16 protein-coding genes are annotated in these 14361 nt (G+C 60.5%); 1 reads left to right on the plus strand and 15 read right to left on the minus strand.

Translation table 11 applies throughout. From position 1 onward, the window contains the following. From ACIQUH_RS15040 to ACIQUH_RS15105, 14 genes are all read right to left on the minus strand, one after another. Nucleotides 1–675, minus strand: a complete 675-nt coding sequence (locus ACIQUH_RS15040) for a 4-carboxy-4-hydroxy-2-oxoadipate aldolase/oxaloacetate decarboxylase (protein ID WP_400816409.1) — start codon at nt 673–675, stop codon at nt 1–3. Nucleotides 676–769: 94 nt separating this feature from the next. Further along, complete coding sequence (locus ACIQUH_RS15045) at nt 770–1606, minus strand: ABC transporter substrate-binding protein (protein ID WP_400816411.1); 837 nt, start codon at nt 1604–1606, stop codon at nt 770–772. 32 nt (nt 1607–1638) lie between these two features. Further along, on the minus strand, nt 1639–2403 hold the full coding sequence (locus ACIQUH_RS15050) for an amino acid ABC transporter ATP-binding protein (protein ID WP_400816413.1): 765 nt from the start codon (nt 2401–2403) through the stop codon (nt 1639–1641). Next, a complete protein-coding gene (locus ACIQUH_RS15055) occupies nt 2400–3161 on the minus strand; it encodes an amino acid ABC transporter permease (protein WP_400816415.1) in 762 nt (253 codons plus the stop codon). The genes ACIQUH_RS15050 and ACIQUH_RS15055 overlap by 4 nt, the downstream gene beginning before the upstream one ends. Continuing rightward, on the minus strand, nt 3158–3865 hold the full coding sequence (locus ACIQUH_RS15060; protein WP_400816417.1) for an amino acid ABC transporter permease: 708 nt from the start codon (nt 3863–3865) through the stop codon (nt 3158–3160). Before ACIQUH_RS15060 ends, ACIQUH_RS15055 begins: the two co-directional genes overlap by 4 nt. Next, a complete protein-coding gene (locus tag ACIQUH_RS15065; RefSeq protein ID WP_400816419.1) occupies nt 3862–4650 on the minus strand; it encodes an SDR family oxidoreductase in 789 nt (262 codons plus the stop codon). The genes ACIQUH_RS15060 and ACIQUH_RS15065 overlap by 4 nt, the downstream gene beginning before the upstream one ends. Before the next feature lie 181 nt (nt 4651–4831). Then, on the minus strand, nt 4832–5767 hold the full coding sequence (locus ACIQUH_RS15070; protein ID WP_400816421.1) for a 2-hydroxyacid dehydrogenase: 936 nt from the start codon (nt 5765–5767) through the stop codon (nt 4832–4834). A 9-nt stretch (nt 5768–5776) separates the two neighbouring features. Further along, nucleotides 5777–6532: an SDR family oxidoreductase gene (locus ACIQUH_RS15075; RefSeq protein WP_400816423.1), complete on the minus strand. Its 756-nt coding sequence runs from the start codon at nt 6530–6532 to the stop codon at nt 5777–5779. Next, the gene (gene denD / locus ACIQUH_RS15080; RefSeq protein ID WP_400816425.1) at nt 6529–7515 is read right to left on the minus strand and encodes a D-erythronate dehydrogenase; all 987 of its coding nucleotides are present in this window, start codon (nt 7513–7515) and stop codon (nt 6529–6531) included. The genes ACIQUH_RS15075 and denD overlap by 4 nt, the downstream gene beginning before the upstream one ends. Before the next feature lie 43 nt (nt 7516–7558). Then, nucleotides 7559–9070 carry a tripartite tricarboxylate transporter permease gene (locus ACIQUH_RS15085; protein WP_400816427.1) on the minus strand — a complete coding sequence of 504 codons (1512 nt, stop codon included), beginning with the start codon at nt 9068–9070 and terminating at the stop codon, nt 7559–7561. Further along, entirely contained in the window at nt 9067–9519 is a 453-nt protein-coding gene (locus ACIQUH_RS15090; protein ID WP_400816429.1) for a tripartite tricarboxylate transporter TctB family protein, read from the minus strand. Before ACIQUH_RS15090 ends, ACIQUH_RS15085 begins: the two co-directional genes overlap by 4 nt. 73 nt (nt 9520–9592) lie before the next feature. Next, nucleotides 9593–10261: a 4-carboxy-4-hydroxy-2-oxoadipate aldolase/oxaloacetate decarboxylase gene (locus ACIQUH_RS15095; protein ID WP_400816431.1), complete on the minus strand. Its 669-nt coding sequence runs from the start codon at nt 10259–10261 to the stop codon at nt 9593–9595. Nucleotides 10262–10358: 97 nt separating this feature from the next. Then, on the minus strand, nt 10359–11312 hold the full coding sequence (locus ACIQUH_RS15100; protein WP_400816433.1) for a tripartite tricarboxylate transporter substrate binding protein: 954 nt from the start codon (nt 11310–11312) through the stop codon (nt 10359–10361). 94 nt (nt 11313–11406) lie between these two features. Then, nucleotides 11407–12294, minus strand: a complete 888-nt coding sequence (locus tag ACIQUH_RS15105) for a LysR family transcriptional regulator (protein ID WP_400816435.1) — start codon at nt 12292–12294, stop codon at nt 11407–11409. 197 nt (nt 12295–12491) lie between these two features. Between ACIQUH_RS15105 and ACIQUH_RS15110 the strand changes: the two genes are divergently transcribed. Then, nucleotides 12492–13409 (plus strand): DMT family transporter, encoded by a 918-nt coding sequence (locus ACIQUH_RS15110; RefSeq protein ID WP_400816437.1) that lies wholly within the window; start codon nt 12492–12494, stop codon nt 13407–13409. On the opposite strand, the gene ACIQUH_RS15115 is transcribed toward ACIQUH_RS15110, so the two are convergent. Next, on the minus strand, nt 13390–14316 hold the full coding sequence (locus tag ACIQUH_RS15115) for a DMT family transporter (RefSeq protein WP_400816439.1): 927 nt from the start codon (nt 14314–14316) through the stop codon (nt 13390–13392). The two genes, ACIQUH_RS15110 and ACIQUH_RS15115, sit on opposite strands and share 20 nt — an antisense overlap. Nucleotides 14317–14361 lie beyond the last annotated feature (45 nt).

Here is a 14361-nt window from a genome sequence, read left to right on the forward strand (position 1 = left end):
TCAGATATCGACCACGAGGCCCTTGGCTTTCAGCACAGCCTCAAGCTTGCTGACCTCAATCACCGACTTGCCCTGTTTGTAGGCTTCGATGTAACCGGCTTCGGCATCTTCACGCGCCTGCGAAAGCTTGGCCGCTTCCTGCGCTTCATCGCGTCTGACGACGACAAGACCATCGGCATCACCGACAATAATATCGCCTGGATTGATGATCTCACCGCCGACGATCACCTGATCGTTGACCGCGGCAATGGTCTCCTTGACCGTGCCCTTGATGCAGACGCTGAGCGAAAAGACCGGGAAGCCGAGGTCGCGCAGCTGCAGCGTGTCGCGCACGCCGGTATCCGTTACCAGACCGCCGATACCCTTTGCGAGGCAGGCATTGGCGAGCACATCGCCGAAGGAACCGGCTTCTTCATATTCGCCGGCGGAAACGACAATGATGTCACCCGGCTTGGCATAGTTGATGGCCAGCTGCAGCATGATGTTGTCGCGCGGCGCGCATTTGACCGTAAAGGCCGGGCCGCAGAGCTTCATGCGATAATCGACCGGCTTCAGCCGCGAAGACAATGCGCCGCGACGTCCCTGCGCCTCATGGATCGTGGCGGGAGAGAATTTGGCAAGGGCGTCGACATCCGCCTTGGCCGGACGCTGAGCGATATCTTTAATGTGGATCATGAAAACCTCCCACGTTGAAACCGTCGGCGAGAACGTCTCGCCGACCGATGATGGTGTTGAATGGATGGAATAATGGCCGAGGCTGAGCCGGAGCTCAGGGGATCGGGTCGAACTTCAGTTCGGACAGAGGCACGACCTTATCGGTGCGCGTCATCTTGTATTCGGTGTTCGGGCCAAGCCACTTGTCCCAGATGCGGTTGATCTCGCCATCCGCATCGAGCTTGCGGAGAATTTCGTTGATCTTGGCGGTCAGCGCCGGATTGTCCTTGGCCATGCCGATGCCGATGGGCTGGAAGAGCATCGGCTCTTCGATCATCCGCATCTGCTTGCCCTTGGTCTTGGATTCGTTGACGAACTTCGTCATCGTCATGGTGTTGCCGACGATGCCGCGCGCCTTGCCCTGCTGCACGGCGAGATAGGCGGACGCCGTGTCCTGGAACGTCAGCGGCTCGGACTTGTTGAGCTTGACGGAGAGTTCCGATGTCGAGCCCTTGCTGGACGCGATGCGCTGGCCGATGAAATCGGACTTCTTGGTGCCGGGGTCATCGACCGGAACGATCAGCATTTCCTTAGCCAGATAATATGGATCGCTGAACTGGATCTGTTCGGCGCGGCTCTGGGTATAGGCGAGGTTGGCGACCGAGAGGTCGACGCGGCCGAGCTTGACTTCGGGAACGCGTGCTTCGACCGACACCGGCTTGATCTCGGCCTTGACGCCCAGTTCCTTGGCGATGGCGCCGCAGAGATCGACGTCGAAACCGGCCATCTCGCGCGTCTTCGGATCCGGCGAGGCGAAAGGCGGCACGTCTGCGAATGTCGCGCAACGCAGCGTCTTGTTCGCAATGATCGTATCGAGCTGGTCAGCCTTGGCCGGCAGGACCGCAGCCGAGGTGGCCAATACGGCGGTAAGAGTAATGCACTTCCAGTTCATTTCAGTTCTCCCTGTTATTATAGAGGTTGGTCCTAGTGTCTCAGATCGGCAAGAAACCGCTGGGCACGGGGATGTTGCGGATTTTTGAAAAACTCGTCCGGTTTTGCCGTTTCGAGAATGCGACCGGCATCGATGAACCAGATGCGGTCGGCCACTTCACGGGCAAAGCCCATTTCGTGGGTAACGCAGAGCATGGTCATGCCTTCGGCGGCGAGGCTCTTCATGACGGCGAGCACTTCGCCGACCATTTCCGGATCAAGCGCTGAGGTGGGCTCGTCGAACAACATGACCGGCGGCTCCATGGCAAGCGCCCGCGCGATGGCGACGCGCTGCTGCTGGCCACCGGAAAGCTGGGCGGGATAGGAACCGGCCTTGTCGGCAAGGCCGACGCGATCGAGAAGCTTCAGCGCCTTGTCATGGGCAACGGCCGGAGAAACGCCCTTCACCCGGATCGGCGACATGGAGACATTCTCGACCACCGAAAGATGCGGGAAGAGGTTGAAGCTCTGGAAGACGAAACCCACCCGGCTGCGCAGCGCGTTCAGCTCTTTTGCGCGCATCTGGGCATGGATATTCCTGCCATCCAGCGTGATCGAGCCGCTGCTGATCTCCTCAAGGCGGTTGATCGTGCGGATGAGGGTGGACTTGCCGGAGCCCGATGGCCCGCAGATGACAACGACTTCGCCACGGGTGACGTTTTCATTGACATCCTTGAGCACCTGATAATCACCATAGCTTTTGCAGACCTGCGAAAGCGTGATGGTATAATCCTGAGTGGCGGAAACTGGCGCGGTCATAGCTGCTCCGTAACGATATTGGCTGGGGCCGGTGCCGTGTCAGCGGCAAGCTTGCCACGCGGGCCGGCCCGGCGGCGGGCGATACGCCGCTCGAGAAGATTGGCGACATGGGTGAGCGACCAGCAGATGATGTAATAAACCAGCGCCAGAATGAGGAAGACCTGGAAGGGCTGGGTCAAAAGCTGGTTGTTCACCTGGTTTGCCGCGAAGGTCAGATCAGGCACATTGATGACGTAGCCGAGGGTCGTATCCTTGATGGTGGATACGAAGGTCGAGATCAGGCTCGGGATCATGTTGTAGAGCGCCTGCGGCAGAATAACATAACGCATCGCGCCGAAATAACCGTGGCCGAGTGCCCGTGCCGCGTCCATCTGCCCCGTGCCCAACGATACGATGCCGGCGCGGACGACTTCGCTCATGAAGGCGCCCTGATAGATGACGAGCGTGGTGAGCATGGTGACGAAGCTCGGCACGTCGGCGCCGGTCCAGAGCGGAACGAGAAAATAGCTCCAGAGGATGAGCATCAGAAGCGGCACGCCGCGGGTGAAATACACCACCGCGGTCACCGGCCAGCGCAGGGCCCGCCATTTCGACAGCCGCGCCAGCGCCATCAGGATGCTGACGGGAAAGGCGAGCGCGATGCTGAGCGCCGACAGGATGAGCGTATTGGCAAGGCCACCGAGCGGCCCGTTGGGATATTGGCCGATGAGGAGCAGCAGCCAATAATCCTTTATGATTGCGATCATGTCGTGGATCATGCCCGTGCCCTCCGGAGAGGATTGGCACGCATGGAGATATAGGCCCCGAGACCCATGATCAGCAGCGAGAAGAACAGATAAAGCACGGTGGCGACCAGATAGACCTCAAACGTCCGGAAACTCAGATTCTCGACTTCCTTGACCGCATGGGTGAGTTCCGGTGCGCCGATCAGAACGCCGAGACTGCTGTTCTTGAACAGTGAGGTGCTGTGATTGATCAGCGGCGGCAGCGCGTTGCGGACGCCCTGCGGCATGATGACGAACCGCATGGCCGAGACATAGCTATGCCCGAGCGCACGTGCGGCCTCCATCTGGCCGGGATTGATGGAACGAACGCCCGAACGCAGATCCTCGCTGAAATAGGCTGCCTGACAGAGGCCGAGGCCGATAATGGCGAAGATCGCTTCCGCATTGTGGCTGGAAAGCCAGCTGGCAAGCCCGCTCGGCAGCAGCGTGAACACGCCGAAATACCAGAGCATGAGCTGCACCAGCGTCGGAACGTTGCGGTGATAGGACACATAGGCCGCCACCAGCGGATCGCCGAAGCGGAAGGGCGAGAGGCGAATGGCAAGCAGCACGATGGCGAGCGACATGGCGAGCAGCCATGAGCCGGCATAGATGATGAACGTCATCTGGATGCCATGCAAAAGCATCGAGACATAGTCCGCATTGTTCAAAATTGCGCCGAGGTCAAAACCGCTCACGCGACTTTTCCTCCGGCTCCGCCCGCCGCGCTCTGCTTTTCAGCCGTTTGGGGCTTGGCCGTCTGCAGCCCGCCCATGACCTGAAGCGTCGGGGTGATTTCCATGTGGCCGATATTCATGGCCACGGGTGCGGCGATGGCGAAAGCGATCGCATCGGCGATATCGGAAGCCTGCGGCAGCTCGAAACCATCAATGAAACGTTCGCGAATGCTTGGATCATCGCCGTGAACATGGTTGAAGATATCGGTCGCGACGCGGCCGGGGCAGATTTCCGTCACCCGCACGCGTTTGCCGAAAGCATCGATGCGCAACTGGTTGGACAGCATCGCCACGCCCGCCTTGCTGGCGTGATAGGTGGAGTTGCCGCCGAAATTATAATTGCCGGCAATGGAGGAGATGTTGATGACATGGCCGCGATCGCGCGCCACCATGCCCGGCACCACCATGCGGCACAGATGCAGCACGGCGCGCAGGTTGACGTCGATCAGCAGATCGATGTCGCTCTCATCCGCTTCCAGAAATTTCTTCGGGCGGTCGACACCGGCATTGTTGACGAGGACATCGAAAGCAACCTCGCCGGTCAGTTTCGCGAGCGCCGGCCGGTCCGTCACGTCGATGGCATGTGCGAAGCAACCCGTGCGCTTCGCCAGCTGATTAAGAGCATCCGCACTTCTGGCAACCGCATGCACTTCCAGCCCTTCGCGGCAAAGGCGCTCAACGACGGCGGCGCCAATTCCGGAAGATGCGCCGGTTACGAGTGCGGTCTTGTAGTCTGAGAATGGCATGTTTGTCCCCTATCGTTGAGCAAACATTAGTGAAGCTTTCATCGCTTGCCTAAGACCGATTTTTTTTGGAGTAATAAGCAACTTGTATGGATGGCAAATGCAGGCATCGCTTTCGGTGATGTGGCGGTCCGACTTGCGGCGATATCCACCGCCCCGCCACCGGCCGGAGTAGCGGAGCCGTTTAGACAACCGGCGTTGGCAAATCTTTCCCGGCAAAATGCGCATCCAGATTGGCAAGAACCAGAGCGCCCATTTCCAGCCGCGTCTCATGGGTCGCAGCACCGATATGCGGCGCGAGAACCACATTGCGCATGCCGATCAGCGCCTCGGGAACATGCGGTTCGTTCTCGAAGACATCGAGCGCCGCGCCTTTCAACCCGCCCGCCATAAGAATATCGACCAGCGCCTTTTCATCGACAAGCGACCCTCTGGCGACATTGACCAGAACCCCGTCCGGCCCGAGCGCCTCCAGCACCTCACGGTTGATGGCATGTTTCGTCTCCGGCGTTGCCGCGGCCGCGACGATCAGGACGTCGCAGGCGCTCGCGAGCGACACGGCGGTCGAATGATATTCATAGGCCACATCCTGTTTCTGCCGGCTGAAATAGGAAATCTCCGCATTAAACGCCTCAAGCCGGGCCGCGATGGCGCGACCGATGCGGCCAAGCCCGAAAATGCCGTAGCGCCGCCGCGAGGCCTTGTTGCCCAGCGGCATCTCGGCTTTTTTCCACTCCCCGGACCGAACGTGATGATCGGCGCGCACAAGCTGGCGCAGCAGCATGACGGAGAGACCAATGGCCAGATCGGCCACATCCTCGGTCAGAACATCCGGCGTATTCGTCACCCGGAAGCTGCGTGCGCGGGCCTGATCGAGATCGACCTTGTCGAAGCCGACACCGTTGATGGCGACGATTTCGAGAGCGGGCAGACAGGCGGCGAGTTCAGGTGCGACACCGATATGGCCGCCGGTAACGACGGCCTTTATCGACGCCGCCTCGGCCTGCAGAAATGCCTGCTTGTCGGATATTTCATGCCAGCGATGGACCCGGAAGCGCTTTTGCAGTTCGGCTTCGATCTGCGGCTGAAGCGGGTAGGTTTGCAAAAGATCGGGCTTCATGCGCGCTCCTTATCCGCGACCGACGAAAGGCATGCCGCTTGCCATGACGGTCATGGTCAGCACATTTGCTTCCAGAGGCAGCGAGGCCATGTGCACCACGGCCTTGGCGACGATGCCGGCATCGATCGTCGGTTCGATGGCCGTGCTGCCATCGGCCTGCAGCACGCCGGTCGCCATGGCCCGCGTCATCTCAGTGCTGGCATTGCCGATATCGATCTGCCCGCAGGCAATGTTGAACGGCCGGCCATCCAGTGCGGCCGATTTCGTAAGCCCGGTGATCGCGTGTTTGGTCGCGGTGTAAGGCGCGGATCGCGGTCGCGGCGTGGTGGCCGAAATCGAGCCATTATTGATGATGCGTCCGCCCTGCGGCGACTGCGCCTTCATCTGGCGAAACGCCGCCTGGGTGCAGAGAAAAGCGCCCGTGAGATTGGCCCCGACCACCGCATTCCAGGTTTCGAACGGCACATCTTCGATGTGGACCGCCGGTGCCGACATGCCGGCATTGTTGACCAGAAGGTCAAGGCGGCCGAAACGCCCGATCACCTCCGCAAACAGCCGTTCGACATCGGCTGGAACGGAAATATCGGCCGCGACGGCCAGAACACGGTCTCCATGTTCGCGCCATTCGGCGACAGCAACATCGAGAACCTCCCGCCGCCGGCCCGTTACCGCGACACTGTACCCATCTTCCAGAAGCGCTTTGGCAATCGCCTTGCCGACTCCTGTTCCTCCGCCCGTGACGAGCGCGATCTTTCCGGCACTCATGCTGCTTTCCCCTCCAGCTCATCTTCCACATGCGCCTGAATAATTTCGGCGAAGGATGTTTCCGCCCGGAAGCCAAGTGACAGCGCGAGCTGCGGATCATAATCCTCCGCCCAACCGTCGACGATCCGGATGATCCGCTCATCGGGAACGCGTTTGATAAGCGCCACGGCCTTTTCCCCGGCAAAGGCGCGCAGGGCTTCGATCTCGTCAGCCACCGTGGCCGAAAGCCCCGGCATGATGAGATTGCGACGAACGCCAAGCCCGGAGAGATCGACAGTCGCGGCGCGCAGCAGGAAGGCAACGGCCGAGCGTGGGCTGGCGAACCAGTGGCGCACCGTATCGGCAACCGGCAACACCGCTTCCTGGCCCACCAGGGGTTCGCGCAGAATATTGGAGAAGAAGCCGGAAGCCGCCGCATTCGGCTTGCCGGGACGGATGCAGATGGTGGGCAGACGAATGCTGACGCCATCAAACAAACCACGGCGACTATAATCCGCGAGCAACAGCTCCACGATCGCCTTCTGCGTGCCGTAGCTGGTCAGCGGCGCGGTCAGGAACTCGTCGCCGATGACCTTTGGAAATGGCGATCCGAACACGGCAAGCGACGAGCAGAAGACCACACGCGGCCGGTATCCGTTCTTCTGATGTTCCAGACGAATGGCCTCGAACAGCGAACGCCCGCCGTCGAGGTTGATGCGATAGCCTTTCTCGAAATCGGCCTCCGCCTCACCCGAAACCACGGCGGCGAGGTTGAAGATCACATCGGGCCGTTTTGCGATCAGCTTTTCGGCGACGCCGGCATTCGACAGATCGCTGCGCTCGATGGTCACTGCGCCGCCGAATCCCTTCGGTGCAACCGGCTCGAAAACATCCGTCAGTGTCATATCGGTGATCTTTTCGCCGCCAAGCGTTCCGTCAGAAGCAAGACGTTGGGTCAATTTGCGACCGATCATTCCGGCCGCGCCGATTATCAGAATATGCATTATTTCACCTTTGTTTGGCCGGCGGCGCCGGCTCGATTGATTGTCAGTCGTCGTCACCCTGAAACACCACCTCGCGGCGGCGCATGATCGCCGGCATCGCCATCATGATGACGACCATGCCGGACAAAGCGAGCAGGGTGGCGCTGATCGGATGGGTGATGAATGTCGAGAAACTTCCCTGTGAGATCAGCAGCCCGAGGCGCATGTTCTGCTCCAGAAGCGGACCCAGCACGAAGCCCAGAACCAGGGGCGCCGGTTCACAGCCGATCTTGCGCAGAAAGAAGCCGACAATCCCGAAAACCGCGCAGAACAGAACATCCACGACGCTATAGGAGAGCCCGTAGGCACCGATGGCGCAGAACATCAGGATGGCGGGGCACAAATAGCGGTAGGGAATGCCGAGAAGACGAACCCAGATGCCGATCAGCGGCAGGTTCAGCACCAGAAGCAGCAGATTGCCCACCCACATGCTGGCGATCAGCCCCCAGAAGAGATCGGGCCGCGACTGCATGACTTCCGGTCCCGGGGTGATGCCCTGGATCATCATCGCCCCGACCATCAGCGCCATCAGGCCGTTGGCGGGAATGCCAAGCGTCAGAAGCGGAATGAAGGAAGTCTGCGCCCCGGCATTATTGGCGCTTTCCGGGCCTGCCAGCCCTTCGATCGCGCCCCTGCCGAACCGGGATGGATCCTTGGCGATCTTGCGCTCCAGCGCATAGCTCGCGAAAGAACTCATGATCGCGCCACCGCCGGGCAGCACGCCAAGGAAAGAGCCGAGCGCCGTGCCGCGCAGCACGGCCGGAAAGGCCTGCCTGAAATCTTCTTTCGTCGGCATCAGCGATCCGGTCTTTGCCGTGCCCGCATCGCGCTCGACACCCTGCTGCAGATTAAAGAGGATTTCGCTGACGCCGAGAAGTCCGATGGCCAGCACGACAAAATCGATGCCATCAAACAGTTCGGCCATGCCAAAGGTGAAACGCTGCTCCCCGGATGTCGGATCGATGCCGACCAGACTGAGGGCAATGCCGAAGGCGACCATGCCGACCGCCTTGACCGGCGATCCGCTCGACAGGAACACGGCAAACAATAGCCCGAAGATCACCAGACTGAAATAATCGGCCGGCCCGAAGGCAAGCGCTATGGCCGACAGCGGCTTTGCGACAACCACGATGAGGATCGTCGCCACCGTGCCGGCAAAAAACGAGCCGAGCGCCGCCGTGGCCAGCGCCACACCCGCCCTGCCTTGGCGAGCCATGGCATAACCATCGATGCAGGTGACGACGGACGAGGATTCGCCCGGCAGGTTGACGAGGATCGCCGTTGTCGAGCCACCATATTGCGCACCGTAGAAAATGCCCGCCAGCATGATCAGTGCGGCCGTATCCGGCATCGTATAGGTGATGGGTAGAAGCAGCGCGACGGTGGCGGAAGGGCCAATGCCCGGCAGGATGCCGATCATCGTGCCGAGCGTGACACCCAGCAGGCAATAGAAAAGATTGACGGGCGTGACGGCCACACCGAAACCGAGGACGATATTGGAAAGAAGATCGGTCATGGCAGCAGCGGTATCCTCTGTCCGAGGCCTACAACGAAAATGAGGATGCAGGCGAGGATGAGCGCGGCGGAAAGCAGCAGCACCTCAACCGGCCGGATCCTGCCATAGGCGATGCAGGCGAGCAGGATCAGCACGAAGGCCGCCGCGATGAAGCCCAGCGGCTCGATCAGCAGTGCAAATCCGGCAATGCCGGCCACCGCCAGAAACGGACGCATTTTCGGCGCCACCCAAACTTCGGACGGTGTCTTTCCCAGCAAATCCTGCAAAAGCAGCGCGATGCCGAGCGCGAACATCAATGCCGCAATGACCGTCGGCATATAACCCGGACCGGGCTGGAAATTGGTGCCCATGCTCAGCGGTCGCGCGCCGTAATAAAGCCCCGCGGCGGCCACCAGAAAAAAGGCCCCGGACAGAATATTCGCCGTCAGTTTCGAGCCGTGTCCGGCCATGATTATCTCCCCTCCTCATTACGGAATACGCCGCGCCTCCCGACACGGCGTATTCAGATGCCGAATTGATGGCTCAATCGGCCCAGACGCATCCCTTCGAGCGCATCATTTCATAACGATCCTCGATATCCATCTTGCCCTGACGGTGCAGGTCCATCATGTGGTTCTCGTGATCGTCGCGCTCCTGGCAGGCCTTGACGAGTTTTGCGATATCCTTCTCACGAACGACGACAACGCCGTCATCATCGCCGCAGACGATATCGCCGGGGCTGATCAGTTCACCGCCCACCACGACCGGATGATTGATGGTACCGAGCGTGTCCTTGGAGGTGCCCTTCATGCAAAGCCCGAGCGAGAATACCGGGAAACCGATCTCGCGCAGCCCCTTGCCGTCACGCACGGCGGCGCTGACCACGAAACCGACGATGCCCTTGCCGATGCAGGCGGCGGCCAGCACATCGCCAAAGCCGCCCTGATTGGGATTGTCGCCGCCATCGATGACCAGCACATCGCCGGGCTTTGCCAGATTGATGGCTTCGAAAATCATCAGATTATCGCCGATATGGCATTTCGCGGTGATCGCGGGACCGCAGATTTTCAGGCCGGGCTTGATCGGCTTGATACGATAGTCGAGCGCACCAAGCTTGCCCTGCGCCTCGTGAATGGTGGCGGGGCTGAACTTGCTGATCGCCTCGATATCGGCCCTGGCAGGACGCTGGAAATTGCGGATGACATGGGCCATTGGCCGGATTCCTTTCAACAGTGGGTCATGCCTGGGCCACGCGCGGGCCCAAGCGTCATTTTGGTTAGGGGTGAGAGAAGCGGTCGTTGCCGGCCGCTTATTTCGTCCAGGGTCTGCTCTTCCAGAGCTCGGCCAGATTGGCGTTGCCCTTCTTGAGCGCCTCGGCAAACTCGGCCTGGGTCAGCGGCAGCGTCGTCAGTTCGCGCTTTTTGGCGTCGGCAAGATAATCCGGGTCCTTCAGCGCCTTCTGGAAGGCATCGACCAGCTTCGCCTCGACATCCGCCGGCAAACCCTTCGGTGCGCCGAAACCCGCAAGCAGGCTGAACTGAACATTGTAGCCGGCTTCCTTGAAGGTCGGCACGTCAGGCGAGAGCGGCGAACGCTCGGCACCTGACGTCGCGAGCACACGAAGCGCGCCTGAGCGATTGTCGGCGAAGACCTCGTTCAAGTTCATAAAACCGAGCGTGACGTGGTTGCCGAGCATGGCGAGCCTTGCTGGACCGCCGCCATTGAAGGGAACAAAATTGAGTTTCACGCCCGCTGCGTCTTCAAACAGCAGGGCGGTGATCTGGCTCGGATGGCCGATGCCCGTCACGCCGACGACGACCGGGTTCGCCTTGGCCGCCTCGGCAAACTCCTTGGCGGTCTTGATCGGCGACACCTTGTTGACGGTCAGCGCCAGATCGCCGCCGATCTGGTTGGCGAGCGGCGTGAAGGCGTCCTCCTTATAGCTGGCATTGCCCTGCACGATTGGCGAATACATGGACGGGAAATTCAGCGCTCCGATCGTGTAACCGTCAGGCTTGGCATTGGCGATATAAGTCGCGCCGATCAACCCCCCGGCGCCTTCGCGGTTTTCCACCACGACGGATGTGCCGAGATATTTTTCGAGATAGGGCACCAGCGCCCGCGACTGGATATCGGTACCGCCGCCGGCCGGATACCCGATGACGAGCGTCACCGGCCGCTCCGGATATTCCGCCGCGGCCCCTCCCGCAGCCAATATTGCGGCAGCCGCCAGCACGCCAAACAGAGATGTCTTCAAACGCATATCTTTTCCTCCCCGATACGCTTTCAAAGGGGAGGCTAGAAAGAAGCCATCAATAACACAAATACCGAGTTTTCAACTTACCCATACAAATCATTTATGGGTTGAGCGCCGGCTCACGTCGCGCGACGGCCCGCAACAGGTCGCGGAACAACCTGAACGTCCGCTCATCCGCCTCCCTGCTTTTGAGCAGATGGATGGAACGATAAATGACGGGGTGGGTGATATGGGCAGCGTGAAGGTGCCCGGCCTCCTGCTCCTGCTGCACCGAATTCCATGACAGGATCGTCGCACCGATACCGGCACTGACGGCGCGTTTGATCGTATCCTGGCCGTCGATCTCCATAGTCACATTCAATGTGATGCCGGCGCGAGTGGCCGCCTTGTCGATCGATACGCGCAGCGGATTGTCCTTGGGCGGCAGGATGAGATCGAGCTTCGCCACCGCTTCCAGGGACATCGACCGGGCGACAGACCTTGAAGACACCGCAAACAGGCTCTCCTTGACGATAAGATCGTCGGCCTTCTCCTCCGCGCCGACCAGCGCGACGGCCATATCCACCTTGCCGAGACGGATGAGCCGCAGCGATTCGTCATTGCGCGCCTCTATCAGCCGCAGCGAGACCTTGGGCATCGAAGCGGCAACCTCGCTGATGATGCTCGGCGCAAAGGCAGTCGCCCAGGAGGGGATGAGGCTCAGCCGGATCACCCGTTCATCCAGATAGGCCATGGCCCGGATTTCCGCCTCCGCCTGCCTGACCTTCTCGGTGATCTCCCGAGCATGGGCGAGAAGCACTTCCCCCTTCTCCGTCGCCTTCACGCCGCGCGCCAGCCTGTGTAGCACGGGGAACCCCACCAGCCTTTCCAGTTCCGTGATGTGGTGACTAAGCGCCGGCTGGGCTATCCCCAATTGCCGCGCCGCCGCCGACATGGAGCCGCAATCGGCAATCGCGACCAGATATCGCAGCCTGCGCAAATCCAACATGCCCGCATAAACCTCCCACCGGTTCGAGATGCGATCATGACACCAAATCACCGCAGGGGCCTAGGGGAAAAGCGCCGTCCGCCGGTCCTGCCGGTCTTCAAGGGAGTGATGGGGTAAGACAAGATTCTTATGACAGCCGGCTAAGGCTTTTCTCAACGTCTTGCCCATGACACGGTCTGGCGGCGATGGGGAGCGGGATGAATCCTAGGACCGGAATTTTGCTCAAGCTGACGGCCATGCTGGCATTCACAGTCATGTCCGCCTGCGTGAAGGGCCTGGACGGGGCGATACCCGTCGGCGAAGTCGTCTTCTGCCGGGGATTTTTTGCCCTCATTCCCCTCTGTCTCTGGTTTATCGCCTCCTCGGAGCGGATAACCGTGCCGGCCGCGAAGAACATTGGCAGCCTGCTCGCGGGCAGCTCGGCTGGGCTGGGCGGCATGTTCTTCGGCTTTCTGGCGCTCGCTTATCTGCCGCTGGTGAATGTCACGGTGCTGAGCTACACGACACCGCTTTTCACCATCATGCTGGCGGCGCTGCTGCTTGGCGAAAAAGTGCGGATATATCGCTGGTCCGCCGTGCTGACCGGCTTCATCGGCGTCTTCATCACGCTCTCGCCCAAATTGGTCTTTGACGCCGCGTCAGGTCCCGCCCAAATAGACAGCATCGCCATGATCGGAACCGCACTGGCTCTGACCGGTGCGCTGTGCGCGGCGTTTTCCTCCATCGCCGTCCGCCATCTGAACAGTATCGAAAAACCATCGCGAATCGTGCTCATCTATACATTGACGGGCGTCGTCGCCGGCTTCGCCACGCTCGGGTTCGGATGGAAGATGCCGGATTTCAACCAATTCCTGTTGCTCGCCGGAGGGGGTCTTGCCGGCGGCATCGGCCAGATCGCCATGACGCTCAGCCTGCGACATGCGCAAGCCTCGCTGCTCGCACCTTTTGATTATACCACGATGATATGGGCGATAGCGCTGGGCTACCTCTTCATGGCCGAAGTGCCAACGGCTGCCACGATTGCGGGCGCGCTCACGGTCATCGCCGCCGGGCTTTTTGCCATGTGGCGCGAAAACCGGTTGGCGAAGCAGGCCCTCAGGGAGCCGATAAAGTAAGCTCATCGGTGACGCGTTTCTTGTGCAGCCGCCTTTCCCGCCACAGCGTGAACAGCCCGGCGGCAACCACGATCGAGGCTCCGAGAAGAGTTGTCAGCGCGGGCACCTGATCCATGAAAGCATACCCGATCAACAACGCCCAGATCATCGTGGTGTAATCGAAGGGCGCCAGCAGCGAAGCCTCGGCATGACGCAGGCTGAGCGTCACCAATATCTGCGCAGTTCCGCCAATGAGACCGGTGCCGATCAGCAGGGTCCATTGCCACGCGGTCGGCATTTTCCAGCCCATGGCGATACTCGCGAAACCAATGACCGTTGTAAGCAGGGTAAAATAGAAGATGATCGCGCCGGTATTCTCCGTCTGCGTCAAATGCCGGATCTGGATCATCGATATGGCGGAGAAAAAAGCGGCCGCCAGACCAAACAGGCCACCGAGCATGGCAACGCTCGTGCCGGAAGTAATGTCGGCAACATCGAAGGAAAAATGCGGTGACAGGATCAGCACGATGCCGCAGAGCCCGACAACCACCGCCGTCCAGCGATAAATCCTGACGACCTCCTTGAGAAGAAGGACCGCCAGAATGACGGTGAAGAGCGGCGTGGCATAGCTGATGGCCGTCGCGTCGGCGAGCGGGATATAGGCCAGCGCCAGATAGCTGAAAACCATGCCGCCGGTGCCGGAAAAACTCCTCACCAGATGGCCGCCAATGTGACTTGTGGCCACCTGCCTTCGCAAACCGCCCTGCGACGCCATCCACAGACAGAGCGGCAGCATGGCCACCGCCGATCTGAAGAAAACGACCTGCCCGATGGGTATTTCGCCCCTGAGGCCGCTGATGCAGGCGCCCATCAGCACCAGAGCGAGCGCTGCGGAGATTTTGAGGAGAATGCCTTTGCGGGAATCCATGGTTCGTTCCTTCGGACGTCTTCGAACCGTTTCACCACGCGGCGG

It is taken from the genome of Agrobacterium sp. NPDC090283 (assembly GCF_044769685.1).
Classification (GTDB): domain Bacteria; phylum Pseudomonadota; class Alphaproteobacteria; order Rhizobiales; family Rhizobiaceae; genus Agrobacterium.